Origin of the sequence: Bacillus sp. es.034 (assembly GCF_002563655.1) — a bacterium.
In the GTDB taxonomy this organism is placed as follows: domain Bacteria; phylum Bacillota; class Bacilli; order Bacillales; family Bacillaceae_B; genus Rossellomorea.
Genome location: NZ_PDIY01000001.1, coordinates 3,515,118 through 3,540,779, shown reverse-complemented (window position 1 = coordinate 3,540,779; position 25,662 = coordinate 3,515,118). Strand labels below are relative to the sequence as shown.

General features: G+C 43.3%; 25 protein-coding genes. All 25 read left to right on the top strand.

Annotation, left to right across the window (positions count from 1 at the left end):
* Nucleotides 1-68: 68 nt before the first annotated feature.
* The 25 genes from bshC (at nt 69) to ATG71_RS17890 (ending at nt 25,565) form a co-directional block, all read left to right on the top strand.
* Nucleotides 69-1,688, top strand: a complete 1,620-nt coding sequence (bshC, locus tag ATG71_RS18015; RefSeq protein WP_286163055.1) for a bacillithiol biosynthesis cysteine-adding enzyme BshC — start codon at nt 69-71, stop codon at nt 1,686-1,688.
* Nucleotides 1,689-1,907: 219 nt separating this feature from the next.
* A complete protein-coding gene (gene mraZ / locus ATG71_RS18010; protein WP_098440851.1) occupies nt 1,908-2,339 on the top strand; it encodes a division/cell wall cluster transcriptional repressor MraZ in 432 nt (143 codons plus the stop codon).
* A gap of 37 nt (nt 2,340-2,376) precedes the next feature.
* Nucleotides 2,377-3,312, top strand: a complete 936-nt coding sequence (rsmH, locus tag ATG71_RS18005) for a 16S rRNA (cytosine(1402)-N(4))-methyltransferase RsmH (protein ID WP_098440850.1) — start codon at nt 2,377-2,379, stop codon at nt 3,310-3,312.
* A 25-nt stretch (nt 3,313-3,337) separates the two neighbouring features.
* Entirely contained in the window at nt 3,338-3,706 is a 369-nt protein-coding gene (ftsL, locus tag ATG71_RS18000; protein WP_098440849.1) for a cell division protein FtsL, read from the top strand.
* Nucleotides 3,706-5,898, top strand: coding sequence for a penicillin-binding protein (locus ATG71_RS17995; RefSeq protein ID WP_098440848.1), 2,193 nt, complete (start codon nt 3,706-3,708; stop codon nt 5,896-5,898). The genes ftsL and ATG71_RS17995 overlap by 1 nt, the downstream gene beginning before the upstream one ends.
* A gap of 161 nt (nt 5,899-6,059) precedes the next feature.
* A complete protein-coding gene (locus tag ATG71_RS17990; protein WP_286163054.1) occupies nt 6,060-7,979 on the top strand; it encodes a stage V sporulation protein D in 1,920 nt (639 codons plus the stop codon).
* A gap of 206 nt (nt 7,980-8,185) precedes the next feature.
* Nucleotides 8,186-9,646 carry a UDP-N-acetylmuramoyl-L-alanyl-D-glutamate--2,6-diaminopimelate ligase gene (locus ATG71_RS17985; protein ID WP_098440846.1) on the top strand — a complete coding sequence of 487 codons (1,461 nt, stop codon included), beginning with the start codon at nt 8,186-8,188 and terminating at the stop codon, nt 9,644-9,646.
* 2 nt (nt 9,647-9,648) lie between these two features.
* The gene (locus tag ATG71_RS17980; protein ID WP_098440845.1) at nt 9,649-10,071 is read left to right on the top strand and encodes a hypothetical protein; all 423 of its coding nucleotides are present in this window, start codon (nt 9,649-9,651) and stop codon (nt 10,069-10,071) included.
* A gap of 2 nt (nt 10,072-10,073) precedes the next feature.
* Nucleotides 10,074-11,048: a phospho-N-acetylmuramoyl-pentapeptide-transferase gene (gene mraY, locus ATG71_RS17975; protein WP_098440844.1), complete on the top strand. Its 975-nt coding sequence runs from the start codon at nt 10,074-10,076 to the stop codon at nt 11,046-11,048.
* On the top strand, nt 11,049-12,398 hold the full coding sequence (murD, locus tag ATG71_RS17970) for a UDP-N-acetylmuramoyl-L-alanine--D-glutamate ligase (RefSeq protein WP_098440843.1): 1,350 nt from the start codon (nt 11,049-11,051) through the stop codon (nt 12,396-12,398). It begins immediately after the preceding gene.
* Nucleotides 12,399-12,511: 113 nt separating this feature from the next.
* Nucleotides 12,512-13,612 (top strand): stage V sporulation protein E, encoded by a 1,101-nt coding sequence (gene spoVE / locus ATG71_RS17965; protein ID WP_098440842.1) that lies wholly within the window; start codon nt 12,512-12,514, stop codon nt 13,610-13,612.
* A 631-nt stretch (nt 13,613-14,243) separates the two neighbouring features.
* Entirely contained in the window at nt 14,244-15,029 is a 786-nt protein-coding gene (locus ATG71_RS17960) for a cell division protein FtsQ/DivIB (RefSeq protein ID WP_098440841.1), read from the top strand.
* Entirely contained in the window at nt 15,004-15,714 is a 711-nt protein-coding gene (locus tag ATG71_RS17955; protein ID WP_286163053.1) for a DUF881 domain-containing protein, read from the top strand. Before ATG71_RS17960 ends, ATG71_RS17955 begins: the two co-directional genes overlap by 26 nt.
* 59 nt (nt 15,715-15,773) lie before the next feature.
* Nucleotides 15,774-16,502, top strand: a complete 729-nt coding sequence (locus ATG71_RS17950) for a DUF881 domain-containing protein (protein ID WP_098440839.1) — start codon at nt 15,774-15,776, stop codon at nt 16,500-16,502.
* 1 nt (nt 16,503) lies between these two features.
* Nucleotides 16,504-16,866: a small basic family protein gene (locus ATG71_RS17945; protein ID WP_098440838.1), complete on the top strand. Its 363-nt coding sequence runs from the start codon at nt 16,504-16,506 to the stop codon at nt 16,864-16,866.
* Nucleotides 16,867-16,981: 115 nt separating this feature from the next.
* Nucleotides 16,982-18,280 (top strand): cell division protein FtsA, encoded by a 1,299-nt coding sequence (gene ftsA, locus ATG71_RS17940; RefSeq protein ID WP_098440837.1) that lies wholly within the window; start codon nt 16,982-16,984, stop codon nt 18,278-18,280.
* Between the two features lie 41 nt (nt 18,281-18,321).
* Nucleotides 18,322-19,485 (top strand): cell division protein FtsZ, encoded by a 1,164-nt coding sequence (gene ftsZ, locus ATG71_RS17935; RefSeq protein WP_098440836.1) that lies wholly within the window; start codon nt 18,322-18,324, stop codon nt 19,483-19,485.
* 277 nt (nt 19,486-19,762) lie between these two features.
* Entirely contained in the window at nt 19,763-20,689 is a 927-nt protein-coding gene (gene spoIIGA / locus ATG71_RS17925; protein ID WP_098440834.1) for a sigma-E processing peptidase SpoIIGA, read from the top strand.
* Between the two features lie 53 nt (nt 20,690-20,742).
* Nucleotides 20,743-21,462 carry an RNA polymerase sporulation sigma factor SigE gene (gene sigE / locus ATG71_RS17920; RefSeq protein WP_079531515.1) on the top strand — a complete coding sequence of 240 codons (720 nt, stop codon included), beginning with the start codon at nt 20,743-20,745 and terminating at the stop codon, nt 21,460-21,462.
* Between the two features lie 199 nt (nt 21,463-21,661).
* On the top strand, nt 21,662-22,438 hold the full coding sequence (sigG, locus tag ATG71_RS17915; protein WP_060669863.1) for an RNA polymerase sporulation sigma factor SigG: 777 nt from the start codon (nt 21,662-21,664) through the stop codon (nt 22,436-22,438).
* Between the two features lie 558 nt (nt 22,439-22,996).
* Nucleotides 22,997-23,284 (top strand): YlmC/YmxH family sporulation protein, encoded by a 288-nt coding sequence (locus ATG71_RS17910; protein WP_034755825.1) that lies wholly within the window; start codon nt 22,997-22,999, stop codon nt 23,282-23,284.
* A 51-nt stretch (nt 23,285-23,335) separates the two neighbouring features.
* Complete coding sequence (gene pgeF, locus ATG71_RS17905; RefSeq protein WP_286163052.1) at nt 23,336-24,157, top strand: peptidoglycan editing factor PgeF; 822 nt, start codon at nt 23,336-23,338, stop codon at nt 24,155-24,157.
* A 1-nt stretch (nt 24,158) separates the two neighbouring features.
* A complete protein-coding gene (locus tag ATG71_RS17900; RefSeq protein ID WP_098440832.1) occupies nt 24,159-24,833 on the top strand; it encodes a YggS family pyridoxal phosphate-dependent enzyme in 675 nt (224 codons plus the stop codon).
* 16 nt (nt 24,834-24,849) lie between these two features.
* The gene (locus ATG71_RS17895; protein WP_060669857.1) at nt 24,850-25,293 is read left to right on the top strand and encodes a cell division protein SepF; all 444 of its coding nucleotides are present in this window, start codon (nt 24,850-24,852) and stop codon (nt 25,291-25,293) included.
* A gap of 8 nt (nt 25,294-25,301) precedes the next feature.
* Nucleotides 25,302-25,565: a YggT family protein gene (locus ATG71_RS17890; protein WP_034755819.1), complete on the top strand. Its 264-nt coding sequence runs from the start codon at nt 25,302-25,304 to the stop codon at nt 25,563-25,565.
* The last annotated feature ends 97 nt before the right edge of the window (nt 25,566-25,662 follow it).

Genomic DNA, 25,662 nt, shown 5'->3' with positions numbered 1-25,662 from the left:
TCCTTTTCCTTATGTGGAATGATATACTCATCGTTAGGATATCAAGAGCTAGAAAAGGAGTAATTCATATGGAATTGGAAAGCTTAAACATTCCAGCAATAAATCAGTTTGCGTCTAAATATTTAAAACAAGAAGAGCCTGTCACTTCTTTTTTTCATTATAATATCAATAAACCATCCGTTTACGAGGAAAGGATGGAGGATTTAGGATCACGTACTTTCCCTCGGGAGGGTCTCTCAGAATGTATCTCTTCCTATATGAAAGGGCTGCCTTCTTCCGATAAAGTAGAAGAGGCACTTGAGAAACTGAGGGATAATGCGGTAACCGTCGTGGCGGGTCAACAGGCAGGTCTTTTAACGGGTCCGCTTTATACCATACATAAAATTATTTCAGTCATCCAATTGGCCAGGCAGCAGGAAGCGCGACTGGGGCACCCGGTTGTACCGGTTTTTTGGATAGCTGGGGAGGACCACGATTATCAGGAAGTGAACCATATATACGTTGAAAAAGGATCAAAGCTTGAAAAGGTGGGGTATCCCGAGAGAGTATTGGAAAAAAAGATGACCTCTTACATAACCTATTCCAACTCCGTGATGAAGAAATGGCTTGATGACATTCTCGTCGCTTTAGGGGAAACGGAACATTCAAAACAGCTTTCAGGGGAGCTTCATCAGATGATCGATGAGGAAGAGTCGATCGTCCGCTTCTTTGCCCATATCGTCATGAGTCTATTCAAGGATTTCGGATTACTGGTCATTGATTCCTCCCACCCTCCGCTAAGAAAACTGGAAGCGGCACACTTTCGTTATTTGATTGAAAACAGCCAGTCGATAACGGATGCGGTCCTTCAGCAACAGAGTGACATACGGGAAAGTGGTTTTCATACTCAGCTGGATATCTCTCCCAATGCCGCCAATCTTTTTCTTCAGATTCACAATGAAAGGGCTTTGTTAGATCGGGATGGGGATCTGTTTTTTGAGAAAAATAGCGGGAAAACATATTCTTCCGTTGAGCTATTATCCATTTTGGAGAAAAGCCCTGAATCTTTCAGCAATAATGTCGTCACAAGGCCGATGATGCAGGAATGGTTATTCCCGAATCTGGCGTTTATCGCGGGACCAGGGGAAATAGCCTACTGGGGAGAATTGAAAAGAGCGTTCGAATACGTTGATTTGAAGATGCCTCCCGTCGTGCCACGATTAAATATCACCATAGTGGAAAGGGAGATAAATAAAAGGATCCAAGACCTCCAACTATCCATTCACGGAGTGATTACAGAAGGGGTGGCAACTGCCAGGGAGGCCTTTTGGAAATCTCTTGAGCGTCCAGGGATAGAAAAGGAAATGAAGAGCATTCAGGATGAACTCGATCGCCGATATGAGGAAATCCGTAAACAGGCTGTCTCGATTGATCAGGGGTTGAATCCGATCCTTGATAAGAATCTTGAATTCCACCATGGTCAGTTCGATTATTTACGCAAAAAAATTGACAAAGCGTTAAAAGATAAGCACTCCTTGATCTTCAACCAATTCATGAAAGTGGAAAACAGTATCCGACCAAATGAAGGACCACAGGAAAGAACCTGGAATGTCCTCTATTTCCTGAACAAATACGGACCTGCTTTCATAAGGGACCTGACCCTGCTGGATTATTCCTTTGATAGCACTCATAAGGTGATCTATATCTGATCGGTCAATCTAAAAAAGGACCAAATTCGTTTTGATATGCGAATTTGGTCCTTTTTCTGTTGTTTACAGACAAAATTCAACCTCGGAAAGTTGTCTGTAAAAGCAGGAAAAACACTAATGAAAAATAGAGGAAATATTTTGCAAGGAAAGAATATAGAAAAGAGTGGAGAAAAGTGGGGGGATGTGGTACATTTGTGATAGAAAGTGGGGGCAGTGCATATGTTCATGGGCGAATATCAACATAACATTGATAATAAAGGCCGTATAATCGTACCTGCCAAGTTCCGGGATCATCTCGGGGATTCGTTTGTGATCACCCGGGGACTTGATCAGTGCTTATTTGGTTACCCCATGGATGAGTGGCGTTCCCTAGAGGAAAAGCTTAAAGCCCTGCCGCTTACGAAAAAAGATGCCCGTTCCTTCACTCGATTCTTCTTCTCGGGGGCAACCGAGAGTGAACTGGATAAAACGGGAAGGGTGAATATTCCTGCTACACTTGTGAATTATGCACAATTGGATAAAGAATGCATTATTTTAGGAGTTTCCAATCGAATTGAGATTTGGAGTAAATCATTATGGGAAGACTATTTCACACAGTCTGAAGATTCATTTGCTGAGCTTGCAGAGAATATGGTGGGATTTGATATTTAGCCACCACAAAACGTTCGATTGGAAAGGTGAAGTCAACATGTTTAAACATACAACTGTATTATTGAAAGAAACCGTAGATGGACTGGATATCAAGGAAGATGGAGTCTATGTGGATTGTACGTTAGGCGGGGCTGGTCATAGTGAGTACCTGGCCAGCCAGCTTTCCTCCGAGGGGCATCTCTATTGCTTCGATCAGGATGAAACGGCCATCAACCATGCGAAAGAAAAGCTTGCAGCTTATCAGGACACGGTGACATTCGTTCAATCAAATTTCCGGAATATCAAGGAAGAGCTTGAACAACTCGGAGTACATAGTGTGGATGGGATTCTTTACGATCTTGGTGTGTCATCTCCTCAGCTGGATACTCCAGAAAGGGGCTTTAGTTATCACCACGATGCGCCTCTGGATATGAGAATGGACTTACAAGGTGAAGTTAGTGCTTATGATGTCGTCAACCATTGGTCGTTTGAAGATCTGGTCCGAATTTTTTACCGGTATGGTGAAGAAAAGTTTTCGAAGCAGATTGCAAGGAAGATTGAAGCGGCACGCGAAGTGAAAGCGATCGAAACGACAGGTGAATTGGTAGAACTGATCAAGGAAGGGATTCCGGCACCTGCAAGACGAAAGGGTGGTCATCCTGCCAAGAGGGTCTTTCAAGCGATCCGAATTGCCGTCAACGATGAGCTTGGAGCCTTTGAGGATTCATTGGAACAAGCCATAGGGCTTCTGCATAAGGGTGGAAGAGTGAGTGTCATTACGTTCCATTCTTTAGAAGACCGGATTTGTAAAACGATGTTCAAAGAAAAAGCATCAGGGCCGGACCTGCCACCGGGATTACCTATCATCCCGGAAGGCTATGAAGCAGAACTTAAACTTGTAACGAGAAAACCGATCCTGCCAAGCGAAGAAGAGTTGGAAGAAAATAATCGGGCCAGGTCGGCTAAATTGAGAATCGCAGAAAAAAATATATAAAAAGAAGGAAACAGGAGGGAGAATTTTGAGTAACTTAGCGAGAAATTATGAGCAGCAAAATGTTGAGAAATCCTATCAGTCCGTTCAAGCCAAACCTAAGCGTCTGAATGAAGAAAGAAGGTCCGTTGTCACACCGGGTGAGAAAATCCTTGTGGCCATCTTCGCAATGGTATTTTGTATCCTGGCGGTTCAAATTGTTTCGACCCAGGCAGCCATCTATGATGTCAACAAAGAGGTTCAACAAGTAGAAACGACCATTGAAAAGCAGGAAAAGGCGAACAATGACCTGAAACTTCAAGTAAGTGAACTTAGTACGTATGAACGTATTCTCGAAAAAGCAAAGGAACTTGGACTTAACTTGAAAGAAAAGAACGTTAAGGTTGTTGAACAATAATGAAAAAAAGGCCAAGTATGAACATAGGGGCAGCCATCCTTTTCGGGATTTTCGGCTTGCTCTTTTTTGTATTAATGGTCCGCTTCGTCACCATTCAGGTCACGGGAGAAGCGGAAGGGAAGGTCCTGGCATCTCAAGCGGCAAAAAAATATATCAAAAGTCATATTTTAGAAGCGCATAGAGGGACAATCTTTGACGGAAAAGGGGAAGTCATCGCAGAAGATACATCCGCTTATACGTTGGTTGCGATATTAGATCCAAGTATCACCAGTGACCCGAAGAAACCCAAGCATGTGACAGACCCTGAAAAAACGGCCAAAGTCCTCGCCAAGTATCTTGATATGAAGGAAAGTGAGATTTATGACCGTTTAAACAAAAAGGGTCCGTATCAAGTGGAATTCGGTGCTGCAGGAAGAGATTTATCCCATCAGATGATGCTTGACATTAAAGAAGAAGATATCCCTGGTGTTACGTTCAGGAAGGAAGCGAAGCGATTTTATCCTAACGGCTCCTTCGCCTCCCATCTTATCGGGTTCGCACAGAAAACAACCGACGACGATGGGGATTCTACGACAGTGGGTAAAATGGGAGTGGAAGCAAGTTTCAACGATGTATTGAAAGGCAAGGATGGGTCTGTATCTTATAAGAGTGATGTATGGGGCTATCTCCTGCCGAATTCAGACGAACATGTTACAAAGCCTAAGGATGGAGATGATCTTTATCTGACCATCGATAAGAAGATTCAAACCTTCCTTGAAGAAGCAATGAATGAAGTCCAGAAAAAATACAAGCCTAAGAAAATGTTTGCCATCGTAGCTGACCCGAAAACAGGTAAGATTCTTGCCATGAGTCAAAGGCCGACATTCCACCCGGATACAAGAGAGGGGCTCCTGGATAACTGGACCAACATCATCGTTGAAGATACGTATGAACCAGGCTCCACGATGAAGTCTTTTTCCCTTGCAGCTGCAGTGAATGAAGGTAAGTTCAATCCGAATGAAACCTATGAATCTGGTAAGTACTATGTAGAAAATGTTCCAAATCCGATCCGGGATCATAATGGTGGAGAAGGTTGGGGAACGATCACGTTCCTTGAAGGCGTTCAAAGATCCTCCAATGTTGCATTTGCGAATCTGCTGGATAAAATCGGATTTAAGAAATATGAAAACTATTTACATGACTTTGGATTTGGCGAAGCGACAGACGTAGGATTACCAAATGAAGCATCGGGTTCGATATTATATCATTACCCGATTGAAAAATACACGACCATCTTCGGTCAAGGTACGACCGTCACACCGCTTCAAATGATCCAGGCGGAATCGGCGATTGCCAATGATGGGAAAATGATGAAGCCCTATGTCATTTCAAAGATCGTCGATCCCAATACAAAGAAAGTGATCAAAGAGACGAAGCCTGAAGTGTCAGGCACCCCTATCACGAAGGAAACAGCGATCAAGACAAGGGAGTACCTGGAGACGACCGTCACATCTGAACATGGTACAGGACAGAAGTTTGCGATAGAAGGATATCGTGTCGGCGGTAAATCCGGTTCGGGTCAGATACCTGATCCCTCGAATGGCCGTTATATGGTCGGTAAGGAAAATTACCTTTTCTCCTTTATGGGTATGGCCCCTATCGACGATCCTCAGTTAATCGTTTATGTCGGGGTCCAACAGCCTGAATTAGAACCGACTGAAATCGGATCGGATCCGGTCTCTGCGGTCTTCAATCCCGTTATGCAAAACAGCTTAAAGTACCTGAACATCAAACCTCAGGAAAAAGTGAGCCTGAAGAAACAATCACTCCCTGAAACGAGGGACATGAGCGTAGAAGAAGCGAAGAAAGAGCTGGAAAAAGCAGGGGTCACTCCTGTTGTGGTCGGAAATGGTTCTCAAGTGGTCAAACAGCTTCCTCAAGGCGGAAACGCCATTCTTGAAGGGGAAAGAGTAGTGATCAAAACGGACGGAGACATCACCATTCCCGATATGAAGGGGTGGTCTGTAAGGGATGTCTTTAAGGTAGCGGGTATTGCCGGTCTGAAGATGAATATGGTTGGAAATGGATATGCATTCAGCCAGAATATACAGCCTGGAATAAAGGTCAAGAAAGATGAGCCACTCGTCGTCAACTTCAAGACCCCCGAAGAAGCAGCCCAACCAAAAGAAAAAGAAGAAGAACAGCTGAATTAACAAAAAAGGGATGACTCAGAGTAACGGAGTCATCCCTTTTTGTCCATTCATTCATTAATTGTGTTCCCCTCCCGATAGCCTGAGTCTTTCGTTGAATTCAAACATACCACCATAAGTCCAAGCATATAATGGAACGAGCCATAGAAGGGGAGGTTCCATTTGTGAAAAGAGTATCCAATGTAACGGTAAGGAAGAGGTTGGCAGTAGCGCTTATAGTAGGAGTCCTTATTTTCTCCATCATAGATATCAGGCTGGGGTATGTTCAGTTTTTTAAAGGGGACTGGCTTACCGGTTTGGCAAAAGACTCCTGGAGTCGAAATATCCCATTTCAACCTGAGAGAGGGAAAATAGTCGACCGAAATGGAGTAGAACTCGCAGGGAATCAAAGTGCACCGACAATATTTGTCGTTCCACGGCAAATTACGGATCCTCAAGGGACAGCGGATAAACTGGCGGCCGTTCTTAATATTTCAGTTGAGTCTGCATATAAATATGTAACACAGAAAGCCAATATGGTGCTGATAAAAGAAGCGAGGAAAATCTCGTATGACAAAGCGAAAGAAGTAAGGGATTTAAACTTGAAGGGTGTGTATTTAGGGGAGGATTCTAAGCGTTATTATCCATATGGAAGTTACCTATCCCATGTGCTCGGCTTTGCAGGTATCGATAATCAAGGGCTTATGGGGCTTGAACTTTCTTATGATGAAGAGCTTAGCGGAGACAAAGGGTATGTGAAATTTTTCTCCGATGCCAAAGGAAAGAGAATGCCTGATATGGCTGATGATTTTGAAAAACCCGAAAATGGGTTGGATTTGAAGCTAACGATCGATACCAAAGTGCAAACAATCGTTGAGCGGGAACTGGATATCGCAGAGGCGACGTATAATCCAGATGGAATCATCGCCATCGCCATGAATCCTAAGAATGGTGAAATACTGGCTATGTCGAGCAGACCGACATTTGATCCGGCTAATTTCCGCAATGTGCCCCAGGAAATCTATAATCGGAATTTACCGATTTGGAGCACGTATGAACCGGGATCCACATTCAAGATCATTACGCTTGCAGCGGCCCTTGAAGAGAAAAAGGTGGATCTTTATAAAGAGACATTTCATGACCCCGGGCATATCGAAGTAGCTGGATCGACTCTCCACTGCTGGAAACGTGGGGGGCACGGGACACAAACTTTCCTTGAGGTGGTTCAGAACTCATGTAACCCGGGATTTGTCGAGTTGGGTCAAAGGTTAGGGAAAGAAAAACTATTCAGCTATATCCATGATTTTGGTTTTGGTGAAAAGACGGGAATCGATCTGCAAGGGGAAGGGAAGGGGATTCTCTTTAACCTCGACCGTGTCGGTCCTGTAGAACAGGCGACAACCGCATTTGGCCAGGGGGTGGCCGTTACCCCCATTCAACAGGTTGCGGCAGTATCGGCGGCAGTCAACGGAGGAGTACTGTATCAGCCTTATATCGCAAAAGAGCTTATCGACCCTTCAACCGGAGAAGTGGTCATGAGAAAGACCCCTCAGATCAAGAAAAGAGTCATCTCGGAAGAAACGTCAAAGCAGATTCGTGAAGCTTTGGAAAGTGTCGTGGCCAAAGGAAGCGGAAAGAAAGCGTTTGTAGATGGTTACCGGGTAGGAGGGAAGACGGGGACAGCGCAAAAGGCAAAGGATGGTAAGTACCTGGAAAACAATCATATCGTTTCCTTCATGGGGGTGGCTCCTGCAGATGACCCTCAGATTGTCGTGTATGTCGCTGTCGATAATCCGAAGGGGACGATTCAGTTCGGTGGGGTGGTGGCAGCCCCGATTGGAGGAAGTATCATAGGTGATAGTCTGGAGGCAATGGGGGTTCCTAAGCGTAAAGGTCAAATTGAAAAAGAGATGACGTGGACCGACACTCCGTTGATTGAAACCCCGGACCTGGTCGGATTGACGAAAAGTGAACTTCAGGAACAACTGGTGAATCTGGATCTGGACGTAAGTGGAAGCGGAGAAAAAGTGGTAAGTCAGTCTCCGGACCCGGGAGTGAAAATAAAACAGGGTTCAAAGGTAAGGGTTTATCTATCTGAAGAATAATGGCGGAGAAGGTCTACACAGTAGTTATTTCATGATATACTTTTTATTTATGCCGGGGATTTGGACCGATGAATCCCCGGGGTATTAAGTGTCAGTCCGCGTGACGATAAAGAGAGATCGAACTAAGTTAAAAGGTTGATAGCTTTCATTCATTTTTTTTTGTAAAATATAAAAAGGTTGCTTTCTGCCTGTGAGGAGTTGAAAGGATGAGATTGCACACTTTACTGGAAGTACTACCGTTTTTCTCAGTACATGGTGAAGGGGATCCAGCTATTTCAAACATCGCGAATCACCACAAGAAAGTAAAGAATGGTGATTTATTTATTTGTATCAATGGATTGGAGATTGATAGTCACTCTCTTGCAGGGGTGGCAGAGAAGAATGGTGCAGCAGCGATCCTTGCCGAAAGGAGACTGGATGCAGGTGTTCCTGTCATCATTGTTCCAGATACGAAGAAAGCGATGGCGATTCTAGCGGACCATTATTATAAACAGCCCTCCCATCAGTTGCTTTTGGTCGGAGTGACGGGGACAAATGGCAAAACCACGACGACCCACCTCATCGATCACGTTTTTACTCAATGTGGGATGAAGACGGGATTGATTGGAACCCTGCATATCAAAGTGGGGGAGGAGTTGGAGGTCAGCCATAATACGACGCCTGACAGTTTAACCCTTCAGCAGACGTTCAGACGATTTTGCGATAAAGGGGTGCGGTCCGCCATCATGGAAGTTTCTTCACATGCTTTGGATCAAGGTCGTGTGCACGGGTGTGACTATGACATAGCAGTGTTTACGAACCTGACACAGGATCATCTGGATTATCACAAAACAATGGATGACTACCGTAATGCGAAAGGCTTATTGTTTTCACAATTAGGGAATACTTATTTCAAGAAATCGCCTAAGTATGCCATTATTAATAAGGACGATGATGCATCGGATTATTTCATCAAATCAACAGCCGCCCATGTCGTTACATATGGACTGTCTCCATCAGCTGACTTCCATGCAAAAGATGTGGTCCTTAGAGCAACTGAGTCGGTCTTCACCCTTGTCTCTCCATTCGGGGAACGGGAAATGGTTTTAAAGTATGCAGGGAAGTTTAATGTCTACAATGCCCTGGCTGCAATAGCGACAGCGTTTGCTGCGGGTATACCGATCGATGAAAGTATAAAGAGCCTTGAAAAAGCGAAAGGGGTCAGGGGACGGTTTGAAACCATTTCAGAAGGTCAGCCTTTTTCGGTCATCGTCGACTATGCCCATACTCCAGATGGCTTAAAGAATGTGTTGGAGACCATCCGGACGATTACAAATGGCCATGTCATTGTAGTGGTCGGATGCGGAGGGGACAGGGATAGGATCAAGAGACCTATCATGGCTGAGATTTCCTGTGATTACGGCGATTATGCCATTTTCACTTCTGATAATCCCAGGACCGAGGATCCGGAGGCTATCTTGAAGGATATGGAAGCAGGAGTGGTCGGCAAGCAGTATCAATTGATCGTTGATCGCAAAGACGCGATCAGGGAAGCCTTGAGCCTTGCAAAACCGGAAGATGTCGTCCTGATTGCCGGGAAAGGGCATGAAACCTATCAGATCATCGGGAATCATGTATACGATTTTGACGACCGGGAAGTGGCAAGACACTTCATCAAGGGGATGTAGGAATGCTTCTTTATGATGAAGTTAGAAAAAAGTTTCCGGAAACCAAAGGAATCCATTTGCCGGGCTATCCCTTTTTAGTAGTTTCAAATTCAACTAGGATGGGAATGGAGAAAGGACTATATATACCTGCAGGTGATGAAGTGAACCTTCTTAAGAGCCTTGAACAAGGAGCGATTGCTTCTCTTTGGCCAAAGGGTGAACAAATCCCATCTTTTGTCCCCAATCACTTTCCGTTATTTATAGTTGAAGATGTATACCGGGCTTATTTAGACTTACAAGAGAGTTACAAACAAAATTACAATCAAGAAAAGTGGGAAATTATGACGAAGTTTATTTTTAGCAGTGAATCTGAACAACATCAAACAAATGATATGTCTATGGACGGATCCAGACAGGATCCAAACGATGGAATGGGAGGGGAATGACGATGATGGAACAAGTGATCTTTTTTACCATCATAATGGCGTTTCTCATAACCGTATTGCTTGCCCCTATATTCATCCCCTTCCTAAGAAGATTGAAGTTTGGACAAAGCATCAGGGATGAAGGTCCCGAGTCGCATCAAAAAAAGACCGGCACACCGACGATGGGTGGCATTGTGTTCTTAGTATCCATCGTCATCACTACATTTGTCATGACCGGTAAATATTCAGAACCCGGTCCTGAAACGTATTTAATGATCCTCGTGACTGTCGGATTTGGTTTATTGGGTTTCCTGGATGACTTTATCAAGGTCGTGATGAAAAGGAATTTAGGTTTGACCTCCAAACAGAAGCTGCTGGGACAGATTGTCATATCGGTGATCTTTTATCTTATCTTTAAACAGAACGACTTTCCGACCACGGTTTCGATACCATTAACCGATGTTTCGATTGAATTAGGTTGGTTTTATTGCTTGTTCATTATCTTTTGGCTTGTTGGATTTTCAAACGCCGTCAATTTGACGGATGGTCTCGACGGTTTGGTGTCCGGAACAAGTGCCATTGCATTCGGGGCACTGGCTGTACTTGCGTGGAGCCAATCTCAATATGATGTTGCCATCTTCGGAGTAGCGGTGGTGGGGGCGGTTCTTGGCTTCCTCGTATTTAATGCCCATCCAGCCAAAGTATTCATGGGTGATACCGGCTCACTTGCACTCGGAGGCGCAATCGCCACGATTGCCATTTTAACCAAGCTTGAAATCATATTGATCCTTATTGGGGGAGTGTTCGTCATTGAGACTCTTTCCGTCATCTTACAGGTGGCAAGCTTTAAAACAACAGGAAAACGAATTTTCAAAATGAGCCCATTGCACCACCATTATGAGCTGGTCGGATGGTCGGAGTGGCGTGTCGTCGTCACGTTTTGGACTGTGGGATTACTTTTTGCCGTTTTAGGAATCTATATTGAGGTGTGGTTATAAGTGAAAAATATTACAAAATTCAAACATAAGAAAGTACTCGTATTAGGCTTGGCAAAAAGTGGGGTAAGTGCTGCCTCTCTCCTACATAAGCTAGAAGCATTTGTTACGGTCAATGACCAAAAGCCCTTGTCGGAAAATCCCGAAGCCCAGGGCCTCCTTCAGGAAGGGATTAAAGTCATATGCGGAAGTCATCCCATCGAGCTTCTGGATGAAGGCTTTCAATATGTCATAAAGAATCCGGGTATCCCATATCATAACCCATTGATAAAAAAAGCGATGGAGAAGGATATTCCCGTCTTAACAGAAGTCGAGCTCGCATATCTGATTTCAGAGGCGGAAATGATCGGGATTACGGGAACCAATGGAAAGACGACCACCACGACATTATTATTTGAAATGTTGAAAGAGGATAATCAAAAGCCCCTGATCGCCGGGAATATCGGAACCGTTGCTTCTGAAGTAGCGCAGGATGCGAAAGAGGACGAAAAGATGGTAGTCGAATTGTCTTCTTTCCAACTGATGGGGACCCAGGACTTCGCTCCGCACATTGCCATCATTACAAATTTGTATGATGCACATCTTGATTACCATGGGGACTTGAACGAATATTGGAAAGCAAAATCCAATATTACAAAAAACCAAACGGAGAAAGACTATCTAATCATTAACGGGGACCAAGAGCATGTATATGAAGTGGTCAGCTTTACAAAAGCACAGGTGATTCGCTTTTCAACCGAAAAAGAGATTGAGGGCGGTGCCTATATTAAGGAGCGTGCGATTTATTTCAAGGACGAAAAAGTGGTGGACTTATACTCCATCGTCCTTCCGGGTGCTCATAATCTTGAAAATATCCTTTGTGCCGTTGCTGCCTGTAAAATTTATGGGGTATCCAATGATAGCATCAAGAAGGTATTGAGTACGTTTGGCGGAGTGAAACACCGGACTCAATTCGTTCGCGAAATGAACGGCATCAAATTTTACAATGATTCTAAAGCAACGAACAGCCTGGCGACGAAAAGCGCGCTTAAAGCCTTTGAATCCCCGACTATATTGCTTGCAGGAGGATTGGATCGGGGCAATGAATTTGATGACCTGATTCCATTTCTCGCAAATGTCAAAACATTGATCACCTTTGGAGAAACTTCTGAGAAGTTCGTGAAAACAGGGGAAAAGGCGGGGATACAAACGATTATTCCTGTCGATAATGTTGAAAAGGCGGTTCCGGTTGCGTATGAACATGCTCGGGAAGGGGATATCGTATTATTGTCCCCTGCATGTGCGAGCTGGGATCAATATCGTACTTTTGAACAACGCGGTGACATTTTTATCGAGACCGTGCATAAGCTTTAATAAGGGCTTGTCCATATAGAGCATCCATACTTACACAACCAGTCATTCAATCCGGGATCAGTAGTTTTCTATGCTCGAACGGCTCTAAATTTGTCTATTTGAGGTGTTTAGGATTGCCTTTAAAAAAATCGACTCCCGATTTTATACTCATTGTGGTTACACTCACTTTGCTTGCGATTGGACTGGTCATGGTATACAGTGCGAGTGCTGTATGGGCAGATTACAAATTTAATGATTCCTTTTTCTTTGCAAAAAGACAGGTGCTCTTCGCCGGTGTAGGATTATTCGCCATGTTTTTCATCATGAACGTAGAGTACTGGACATGGCGAAACTGGTCAAAGGTCATCATCATCATTTGCTTCGTTCTCCTTGTGCTCGTCCTCATTCCCGGCATAGGGGTGCTCCGGAACGGTTCCAGGAGCTGGATCGGTGTAGGGGCCTTTTCCATTCAGCCTTCGGAGTTTATGAAACTCGCCATGATCGCTTTTCTATCAAAGTATTTATCTGAGAACCAAAAGTATATTACTTCTTTTAGAAAAGGAGTCCTTCCGGCACTTTTACTTGTGTTTACGGCTTTTGGAATGATCATGCTTCAGCCGGACTTAGGAACGGGTACCGTCATGGTGGGGACTTCTGTTGTGATGATCTTTATATCAGGAGCCCGGATCAAACATTTCGTAGGACTCGGCATGATCGGTTTGCTTGGGTTTGTAGGACTCGTCATATCTGCTCCTTACCGGATAAAACGGATCACATCCTTTTTAGACCCCTGGCAGGATCCGCTCAATAGCGGTTTCCAGATCATCCAGTCCCTTTATGCCATCGGACCTGGTGGATTATTCGGTTTAGGTCTTGGACAGAGCAGACAGAAATTCTTTTATTTGCCGGAACCCCAAAACGACTTTATATTTGCTATTTTAGCAGAGGAGCTTGGATTTATTGGGGGAACCCTGGTATTGATCCTGTTTTCATTGATCTTGTGGAGAGGGATCAGGATCGCATTGGGGGCACCTGATTTATTTGGCAGCTTCCTGGCTCTAGGGATCGTTTCCATGATTGCCATCCAGGTGATGATCAACGTAGGGGTCGTGACGGGGCTGATGCCTGTAACCGGGATTACACTTCCATTCTTGAGCTACGGGGGATCTTCTTTGACCCTCATGCTAATGGCAGTAGGGGTCCTGTTGAATATAAGCCGCTATTCAAGGAACTAATGTTTTATATGAAGAGATTGATGCATGAAAAATGGCAGTAAGAAGTGAATGGTGAGAGAAGACCTCACCACTCCTTCCCATTTTTCCCGGTCGGTCTCTTTTTTGTATATGAAAAAAACGAAGAAAATCCTTCCATTGAATGAAATAACGATAGGATATTTGCGTTTTCGATGTTACAATAAATTACATATACGTAATTCATATTGATCATACCTTTTCAAAATAAAGGAGAGTTTGTTACTGTTGTTAACCAAAACTTTTACAATTCAATGACATGCATTCATTATGCTTCAATTGTTGTTTAAAATAGGGTTCAAGAGTGAAATACATAGGATGGCCCTTCTTTTGGAAAGTGAATGAAAGTACATATACGAAAAGCGGTATGGACAATCCATCTTAGGGTGACTGTAGGTCAATTCTCCAAAAATAGGCCATTAACCCTGCATCACTCATTTTTTTTGCTTTTAAAAGGGCATATGGCAGAAAATAACGTTCTATTCCTCTTTTAACATGTTATTCCTTCGTATAGAATAGAAGGTATCCCAATGTAAAGAGTACTTTCATTATAAGACATGATGAGTTCATCTCACTCGTGGCATAATGAATTCAAAGTGAAATTGAGGAGAACGAAATGAAAAAAGAAAATGTTGTTTCCATTGAAGATCGTATTCCTAAACTAAAACAACACCGAAAAAAGAAAGCAAACCGCAGGCTCCTGTTTTTACTTTCTTTATTCTTTCTGATGATATTGTCGGTTGTATACTTTCAATCGCCCTTGAGTCATGTAAACACAGTGTCCGTTCATGGGAATGAACTTATATCAAATAAGACGGTTCTTCAAAAAAGTGGAATTGACAAAGGTATGAATGTGTGGAGTGTAAGCAAAGAGAAAACGGTCGAGCGATTAAAGAAACTACCTGAAGTAAAGGATGCAAAAGTAGAATTGTCCTTTCCGAATTCATTCAACATTACCGTTAAAGAATATGATAAAAAAGCATATCTCTCAAAAGGGAATAAATTTTTTGTCATTTTGGAAAATGGGAAGGTCTTGGATAAAGGGACCGAATCGATTCCTGTGGATGCACCTTTATTGAGGGGATTCGAAGAAGATAAGGTCCTGGTCAAAATGGTGAACGAATTAGGGGAACTTCCGAAAGAAGTGCAGCATCTCATCTCGGAGATCAACCTCGTCCCCAAGAAGACAGACCAATATCACTTGACTCTATTTATGAATGATGGATTCGAAGTGAGTGCGACCATCCGGAGCTTCTCCGAAAAGATGGTGCATTATCCTTCGATCGTCAGCCAATTAGATCCTTCGGTAAAAGGGGTCATTGACTTAGAGGTCGGTTCTTATTTCAGAGCATATGAAACGGAAGGTGAACAAACGAATGAAGAGGATGAAGGTGAGAGGTAAGCACGTGGTCCTCTCTCTTGTATGTCTGGTTTTGGGTTTCATCCTTGCTTTTTCATTCAGTCTGGCAAACACCGAACAAAAAGAGCTCGGGAGCCGGACAGATGGTCAATGGAAACAGGAAGAAACGTTAAGAGATCAAATCCTCGAGTATCAGCAGAAGAATAATACTCTGCAGGAAAAACTTTATGAGAAACAGGAGAAGGTCGGCAATATGGAGAAGGAGTTCTCCAAAGAGAAGCAAATTTATTTCAACCTGGCAGAGGATGCCGAGAAGTACCGCATGTACTTAGGCAAAACGAAAGTGAAGGGGCCGGGGGTGACGGTCACCTTGTCCGATGCAAAATATGACCCGGAGGAAGAAAACGCAAATAATTATATTGTCCATGAACACCACGTCTTTAAGGTGATTAATGAATTATATATAGCAGGTGCCTCTGCGGTAGCCATCAACGGACAAAGACTTAAGCATGATTCATACATACTGTGTAACGGTCCTGTCATCCAGATTGATGGCATCGAGTACCCTGCCCCGTTCAAAATCACGGCAATCGGAGATCCGGAAGTGCTGTCCTCCGCCATGAATATCACCGGCGGGGTGAAGGATCAGTTGGTGAATGAAAATATCATATTTGAGATGAAAAAAGAAAATTCGGTCATCCTCGAACCCACGATTGGTGAATCATGAGCCGGCTCTGAAGTAAACGATACGGGCGAGGATCAGGTCCCGAAAGTAAGGTGCAATAAATGGACAACAAACTTAAAATCAGCTTTACCGTCATTACGGTCATCATCGGGTTTATGATTGCCATTCAGTTCCAGACTGTCAAAGAGCCAGTTGTCCGGGATACCAGAGATATCTGGGAACTGAGGGAAGCGCTTCTGAAAGAAAAGGAAGTCAATTCCAACTTATTATCAGAAACGCGTTCTGTGGAAGCGAAGCTGGAACAGTATAAAACCGAGCAGCAATCAAGCCCGGAGCAGGCATTAAAGCAAACGTTAGAGGAATTGAAGACTGAAATGGGTCTGACGGAAAAAACGGGTCCGGGTCTTATCCTGACGATAGAGCCTTCGATGGAGGAAATCCTTCTCGGTGAAAAAGTGCAGAATGTCTCACCCGAACTTCTGGAGAGGCTTGTAAATGAACTGAATCAATATGATGCAGTAGATATTGCGATTGACGGACATCGACTGATCAATACGTCAGTCATCCGGGATATCAATGGTGAAACGAAGGTGGACGGTAATACAATAAAGAAAATACCGTTTGAAGTCAGAGTGTTGACCAAGGATGTAAATGCAGCCAAGGACCTGTATAACCGCATGCAGGTTTCAAGATCCGTTGAGGACTTCTTTATCGATAACCTCCGGGTCAGCATCTCAAAGCCTTTAGAAAAGCTCACGGTTCCAGAATATAAAGATACGATCCGGATCCGTTTTATGGAACCGGTTAAGGAAAGGGGAGGGAACGAATAATATGTGGCTTCCCGTTTTAGGGTTGCTAGTAGGGGTCGTCCTCGGGCTTCTGACAGATATTAGGATTCCAGAAGAGTATTCCAATTATTTATCGATTGCGGTCCTCGCAGCATTGGATACATTATTTGGCGGTATTCGTGCCCACCTCCAAAATATTTATGATGACAAGGTCTTTGTTTCTGGATTCTTTTTTAATATTTTACTAGCAGCAAGTTTAGCTTTTCTGGGCGTACATCTTGGTGTAGACTTATATTTGGCGGCTGTTTTTGCTTTTGGGGTAAGATTATTCCAAAACATTGCAGTGATTAGAAGAATAATAATAAGCAATTGGTCAAATAATCAAGAAAAAAGAGAAAAAAATTAGAATTTTAAAAGGGAATCGTTTTTGTTACGACGAATATCATATTAAGATATACTTAGAATAATGTTTTTCTAGGATTGTTGTTCCAAATAAACATTCTTTAAGGAGGTGCCATAGAGTGAACAGCAATGAAATTTACGTTAGCCTAGACATCGGTACATCCACAGTGAAAGTAATCATTGGTGAAATGACAAATGATTCCTTAAACATAATCGGTGTAGGAAATGTGAACTCAGAAGGAATCAGAAAAGGTTCCATCGTAGATATAGACGAAACTGTTCATACAATCAAGAAGGCAGTTGAACAAGCTGAAAGGATGGTCGGTTTATCCATAAGCCAGGTCATCGTAGGGATAACAGGAAACCATGTGTCACTTCAATCCTGTCATGGTGTGGTGGCAGTGTCGAGTGATAACAGGGAGATCGGCGATGAAGACGTTCTAAGAGTGATGGATGCAGCCCAGGTTGTATCGATTCCTCCAGAAAGGGAAATCATCAACGTAATCCCAAGACAGTTCATCGTGGATGGATTGGATGAGATTACAGATCCCAGGGGTATGATCGGTGTCCGGCTTGAAATGGAAGGCACCATCATTACGGGATCCAAGACGATTTTACATAATACTCTCCGTTGTGTAGAAAAAGCCGGCCTTGAAATTGTCGATATCGTCCTTCAGCCCTTAGCGGCAGGTACGGTGGCTTTATCAAAGGATGAAAAGAACCTGGGAGCTGCCCTCATCGACATAGGTGGCGGTTCTACGACTATTGCCGTTTTCGAACAGGGACACCTGAAGGCGACAACCGTGCTTCCCGTTGGCGGGGAGCATATCACGAAGGATTTGTCGATCGGATTACGGACCTCAACGGACGACGCTGAAAAAATCAAAACAAAATATGGACATGCATTCTATGACCATGCGTCAGAAGATGAAGTGTTCAGCGTGCCAATTATTGGCAGTGATCAACATCAGCAATTTAATCAATTAGAAATTTCTGATATCATAGAAGCAAGGCTTGAAGAGATCCTTGACCTCATCAGCCACGAGCTGAAACGATTGGGAATCAGGGACCTGCCAGGTGGATATGTTCTAACTGGTGGTGTAGCAAATCTTCCAGGTGTGTTAGAATTAGCACAAATCGTTTTCCAAAATCGTGTACGTGTGGCAATTCCTGATTATATCGGTGTACGGGAACCCCAGTATACGACAGCAGTCGGATTGATTAAATACGCTCAAAAGAATGCTAGATTGCAAGGAAGATCTGTAAGCGCGGAACCAGTGCCTGTAGAGGCAGCTGAGAAGCGTCAATCAAAACCCGTGAATAAAAAGCCGAAGCCTGCAAAGATAAAAGAAGAAGAACATGAAGATGAAAAGGCCATGTCAAAAGTGAAAAAGTTCTTTGGATACTTCTTTGAATAAATAAAGGAATCCATAGATTCGACGAGTTAGGAGGATTTGTCATGTTGGAGTTTGATACAAATTTAGATTCATTAGCGACAATAAAAGTTATTGGTGTCGGTGGCGGAGGAAACAACGCCGTAAACCGCATGATCGAGCACGGCGTACAAGGTGTTGAATTTATCGCAGTCAACACGGATGCACAGGCTTTGAATCTATCAAAAGCTGAGATAAAGATGCAAATCGGTGGCAAATTAACCAGGGGATTAGGAGCAGGTGCGAATCCTGAAGTAGGTAAAAAAGCTGCTGAAGAGAGTAAAGAGCAGATTGAAGAGGCACTTAGAGGAGCAGATATGGTATTTGTCACTGCCGGAATGGGTGGAGGAACCGGTACTGGTGCAGCTCCGGTCATTGCCCAAATTGCCCGCGAAATCGGCGCATTGACGGTCGGTGTCGTTACGCGCCCGTTTACATTTGAAGGCAGAAAGCGTTCAAATCAGGCAAGCGGTGGCATCGCTGCTATGAAAGAAGGCGTGGACACTCTTATTGTCATTCCAAACGATCGCCTTCTGGAAATCGTAGATAAGAGTACTCCGATGCTTGAAGCTTTCCGTGAAGCTGATAATGTCCTGCGTCAAGGTGTACAAGGTATCTCGGATCTTATCGCTACACCTGGTCTGATCAACCTGGACTTTGCAGATGTTAAGACAATCATGTCTAACAAAGGTTCAGCCCTAATGGGTATCGGTGCAGCATCCGGGGAGAACCGTGCAACTGAAGCAGCGAAAAAGGCAGTTTCAAGTCCTTTGCTTGAGACATCCATCGATGGAGCTCAGGGCGTCCTTATGAATATCACTGGTGGGACTTCATTAAGCCTTTACGAAGTTCAGGAAGCTGCTGATATTGTAGCTTCTGCATCTGATCAAGAAGTAAATATGATCTTCGGTTCTGTCATCAACGAAGATTTAAAAGATGATATCATCGTTACCGTCATTGCAACCGGTTTTAATGAAGAGGTCATTCAACCTCCGAAACAGACCCGACCAACGTTCGGTGGGATGAAACCAAATCAAAGTCCCAACCCAAGCCAATCGGTGAAACGGGAACAGCCTAAACGTGAAGAGCAGCCTCAACAGCAAGAGCCTGTGAGAACATCTTCAAATCAAGGTGCGGAAGAAACATTGGACATTCCAACCTTCCTTCGCAATAGAAACCGTCGTCGTTAATAATGGAATAAAAATAAGAATCCCCCAAGGCATGAAGCCTTGGGGGATTCTTGTTTCTATGGGATATTTTTTTGCCTGGATGCAATCTGTAAACCATATTTTGGAGGGATCAGTTGCATCCATATTTACTGACATTTTTCGTTCATTTCTCCGAAAACTTTTCCGTGGGAGCATACAAAAAATGACAACCTTTAAAAAGGATGTACGATATACTTCTGATAAGTCATTCCGGTCTTTATCAGAATCGAATTGTGAGGTGTTAAAAGGAGGGTAGAGATTGACTTTATACTTGGATGTCATTTGGTTGTTAAATCTGTTAGTAGACTTTTTCTTATTATGGTTAACAGGAATCATCTTAAAGAGACAATACGCCCTCTGGAGAATAGGTATCGGGAGTCTGATAGGCTCAGTCATTATTCTCCTCGCTTTTTCACCAGTTGCTCACTTTACAGGAAACCCCTTAGTCAAGTTATTATTTTCCGTTGTCATGGTGTATTCAGCTTTTGGCTATAGAAGATTTCGCTACTATATGTCAAATCTTCTTATGTTTTATTTCGTCACCTTTTTTACGGGTGGGATATTAATTGGGACTCATTATTTTATCAGCTTCGATCCAAGTACGGAATCATCCATGTTGCTTGCAAGCATACGCGGATTTGGTGACCCGATAAGCTGGGTATTTGTGATGCTCGCCCTGCCGCTTTCCTGGTACTTTTCTAAGGGGAGGGTGGATAGTATCGAGCATGTGAAGCTCCAGTATGATCAGCTCTTGAAAGTCAAGATCCAGATCGATGATTTCCATTGTACTGTAAACGGTCTTGTGGACAGTGGGAATCAACTTCAGGATCCCATTTCAAAAAGTCCGGTGATGATTCTATCCATTGCTGAAATAGAGGGTGAGATTCCGGATGTAATGAAGGCACTTTGCCATGATGTAGATGACATTTTTTCGGGTGAGAAACAGATCGATACCCGCTGGTCTGACAGGATGCGAATTGTTCCTGCACAATCGGTTGGAAGAAGCAGTCAGCTTCTGGCAGCGATAAAGCCTGATTCACTGATACTCAGTGATCATGAAGCAGAATGGACCATACCAAATGGGTTAGTTTCCTTTAGGGAGGAACCTTTATCTGCCGATGGCAATTTCGGGGCAATCGTCCATCCTAAAATGGCTGCAAGAAAACCCGTGCTTAACGTTTCGTAAATCAATTATTACTACTATACTCACAATTTAAAGAAATAGAAGGGGGAGCAACAATGAAAAAATTCAAATTCAAGTTTTTATATTATTGGTACAAACTGTTAATCAAGCTGGGTCTGAAGACAGATGAAATTTACTACATAGGTGGTAGTGAAGCGCTCCCTCCACCGTTGACAAAGGAAGAGGAAGAAGTCCTCCTCAATAAATTGCCTAAAGGTGATAAGGCAGCGCGATCCTTATTGATAGAACGTAATTTAAGACTGGTAGTATATATCGCCCGAAAGTTTGAAAACACAGGCATCAATATAGAAGATCTGATCAGTATCGGCACCATCGGCCTTATTAAAGCAGTCAATACCTTCAATCCCGAAAAAAAAATCAAGTTGGCGACCTACGCATCAAGGTGTATAGAGAATGAAATTCTGATGTACTTAAGAAGGAACAACAAAATCCGTTCGGAAGTCTCATTTGACGAACCTCTCAATATCGATTGGGATGGAAATGAATTGCTGTTATCAGATGTTCTTGGGACGGATGAAGACATCATTACAAAAGACCTTGAAGCAACAGTGGATAAAAAATTACTCTTTAATGCCCTGCATCAGCTAACTGATCGTGAGAAACAAATTATGGAGCTTCGATTCGGATTGATGGGGGAAGAAGAAAAAACCCAGAAAGATGTGGCTGATATGCTTGGGATTTCCCAGTCCTATATTTCCCGTTTGGAAAAAAGGATTATTAAGCGATTAAAGAAGGAATTCAATAAAATGGTTTGACCTTTAAAGCTGACTTTTTCAATTGAAAAGGTCAGCTTTTTAATATGGCCGGGAATTAAAAAATTTTTTAGCTTATTGAATCAGTTCTCGTAAGGGATTTGGAACGCACCCGCCACTGCCTGTCAGAATGAAATGCATATTTTTCCTCTTCAAGGAAATACTGAATTTTGTACAGCAGCTCCTACAAGGAGGGGAAAGAATGACACGTAATAAAGTCGAGATTTGTGGTGTGGATACGTCCAAATTACCAGTACTAAAAAATGATGAAATGAGAATTTTATTCAAGGAAATGCAAGCGGGTGATATCTCCGCGAGGGAAAAACTGGTCAACGGAAATTTACGCCTCGTCTTAAGTGTAATTCAACGCTTTAATAACCGTGGTGAGTATGTTGATGATTTATTTCAAGTAGGGTGTATCGGATTAATGAAATCCATCGATAATTTTGATTTGGGTCAAAACGTTCGATTCTCTACATACGCGGTACCGATGATCATTGGGGAAATCCGTCGATATTTGAGGGATAATAACCCGATAAGGGTGTCCCGTTCACTGCGGGATATTGCGTACAAAGCTCTGCAAGTAAGGGAGAAATTAATGGGTGAGACATCCAAGGAGCCGACTGCGGAAGAAATAGCCAAAGTTCTTGATGTATCACATGAAGAAATCGTATTCGCACTGGATGCCATACAAGACCCCGTTTCGCTGTTTGAACCCATCTATAATGATGGAGGAGACCCCATATTCGTTATGGATCAACTAAGCGACGAAAAGAATCGCGATTTCCACTGGATCGAAGAAATTGCCCTTCAAGAAGGAATGAGGCGATTAAATGATCGTGAGAAACTCATTATCAGCAAACGCTTCTTTCAAGGGAAAACCCAAATGGAAGTCGCAGATGAAATCGGAATCTCCCAAGCCCAAGTATCAAGACTGGAAAAAGCAGCAATCAAACAAATGAACAAAAATATTCAGTAAGTAGAAAAGCGGAGGCGGCTCGTCCAGCCCCGACAAGCACAACAGGAAAATCCCAAAAGGCGCTTTTTGCCTTATGGGATTTTTCAGTTGTGACCTCGAGGGGCTAGCCGCCGTAGCTGGACAAACGAAAAGCGGAAGGGCTTTGCCCAGAGGCGACAAGCATAAGACGAACCATCCGGAAAGGCGCACTTTGCCTTTTTGGGTGGTTTGACTTATGACCTCGAGCCTCTAAGCCCTGCAGCTGGACAACGAAAAGCGGAGGCGGCTCGTTCAGCCCCGACAAGCACAACAGGAAAATCCCAAAAGGCGCTTTTTGCCTTATGGGATTTTTCAGTTGTGACCTCGAGGGGCAAGCCGCCGGAGCTGGACAGAGAAAAGCGGAAGGGCTTTACCCAGAGGCGACAAGCATAGAAAAAGGCCGATTTCCCTCGGGAAGGTCTGCCTTTTTTCTATGTTGCATACAATGATAATATCTACTTTTAAAAGGTGAAGAGTATACCTGTATGCATTCAAAGTGAAGAACCGATCAAAAATCAACATGAAAAGAGGGTGAAGAATTTGGTGCGTATATCAGAATTCCAGGTGAAGGATGTTGTCAGTATTTCAGATGGGCGGAAATTGGGGAATATCGGTGACATAGAGATCAATCTGGATACTGGAAGAATCGAGGCGATCGTGATAGGCACTGGTGGAAAGATATTGGGGTTTTTCGGAAAAGACGAAGATATCGTGATTCCATGGAGCAGTATCGTAAAGATTGGGGAAGACGTCATTCTTGTCAGATATAAAGACAGCCATTACATTCAAGGACAGCTTCAGGAACCGAAACAATCCCCCGATACATGACGAATCTCAATGGACTATGGTACACTAAATAAAAAAAGAGGGAGATTCACCGTGTCGAAAGAGCCTTTTGTAACAGAGACAAACTCATATTACTCCATTGGAAATTGGACGAAAAAAAAACCGGATCTCGTCGCGGGCATCACCACTAATCGTGGCGGAATAAGTGAAGGACCTTTTCAGTCATTCAATATGGGGCTTCATGTAGGAGATAAGGAAGCATCAGTCATTCACAATCGCCATCTTCTTGCATCCTCTCTGGATATGCCTCTTGATACCTTCGTGGCTGCTGAACAGACACATGGGAAGAATATCTCTTTCGTGAGCCATGAGGACAGAGGAAAAGGTGCAGAGAGCTATCATAACAGCATTAAAGATACCGACGGATTCCTGACAGGGGAAAGAAACCTTCTATTAACGATGTGTTATGCAGATTGTGTCCCCCTTTATTTCCTTGACACGTTGACCGGAACAATCGGTCTGGCACATGCGGGATGGAAGGGGACGGTCCTTGAAATAGGGCCGAAAATGGTCGGTGCGTTTATCAGGAGAGGTTCCTCCCTGTCTTCAATGGAAGTGGTGATAGGCCCTTCCATCTGTAAAGATTGCTATATGGTGGATGATTATGTGATTGATAAAGTGAAAAAAACACTAGAAGATGAAAACAACTTACCCTATAATTTAAAGGAAGAGGGACAGTACAATTTGGATTTGAAGAAGTTAAATCATCAGCTCTTGGTTCAGTCCGGATTGCATTCCGACCAAATCCATACTTCCAGTTTATGTTCGTCCTGTCACGATGAATTTTTCTCTTATAGAAGAGACGGTGGAGAAACGGGAAGAATGATGAGTTTTATTGGCTGGAAGGAGAAATAAGATGAAGGTATCTGAAAATATTCAACACATCAATGAAAATATCCAACGGGCCTGTGAACGCAGCGGCAGAAGGATAGAAGACGTTAATGTTGTTGCGGTCACGAAATACGTATCCATCGACCGTGCAGAAGAAGCGGTTGAAGCAGGGCTTCTTCACTTAGGGGAAAACCGGGATGAGGGTCTGATCTCCAAGTGGGATGTTTTACGGGACAAGGCCCGGTGGCATTTCATCGGTTCCCTGCAATCAAGGAAGGTCAAAAACATCATTGATAAAGTATCATACATACACTCCCTGGATCGTCTGTCATTGGCGAAAGAAATTCATAAAAGAGCGGATAAGCCTGTGTCATGTTTCGTTCAAGTGAATGTTTCCGGAGAAAGATCCAAACATGGTATTTCTCCTGATGAAGTGAAAGAATTTGTCGGCAGTTTAAAAGGCTTATCCAATATTAACGTCGTAGGATTGATGACGATGGCCCCCCATACGGATGATGAACCTTTCTTAAGGTCTTGTTTCAGGCAGCTGAAGGCCATTCAGGAAGAAATTCGTTCACTTAATCTTCCATATGCCCCATGTACGGAGTTATCCATGGGAATGAGCAACGATTATGTGATTGCAATTGAAGAGGGTGCCACATTTATTCGTATTGGAACTGCATTAGTTGGAAATGACTGAGAGGGGATGAATACAAATGGGTATTAAGTCAAAGTTTAAAACGTTCTTTTTGCTGGATGAAGATGAATACGAATATGAAGAAGAAAAGTATGAAGAAGAATACGAGGAGAAAAAGCCCATGAAGTCGCAGCTTTCAAATTCAAAACAAAATGTTGTGAGCCTTCAGAGTGTCCAGAAATCTTCCAAGATGATTCTTGTAGAACCAAGAGTATATGCAGAGGCCCAGGAAATTGCAGACCATCTGAAGAATCGACGCTCAGTCCTTGTGAACCTGCAGCGGATTCAGCATGACCAGGCGAAGCGTATTGTCGACTTTCTCAGTGGGACGGTGTATGCAATCGGCGGCGACATTCAACGTGTAGGCGATAATATTTTTCTGTGCACACCTGACAATGTTGAAGTGAGCGGAAATATTTCTGAGTTCTTAAAAGAGGAAGATTTATCAGACTCGAGGTGGTAATGTAAACTATGGTAATGCTTTATGAAATTTTGTCTAAATTAATCCAACTATATTCATGGGCGTTAATCATTTATATTTTAATGTCCTGGTTCCCGAATGCCAGGGAGACGTCGATCGGACAGTTCCTTGCAAGGATCTGCGAACCGTATTTAGAACCATTTAGACGTTTTGTCCCATCGATCGGTATGATTGATATTTCACCGATTGTGGCATTCATTGTACTGAATCTGGCCCAATCAGGGTTGTACCAATTATTTAGATGGCTCATTTGATCAGAGCTATGATAAGGAAAGTTGCCTATAAAGGACTGAAACCGGTCAAACAGTTTCGGTCCTTTTATTTTGGGTAAAACACGAGAGGGGGTGAAAG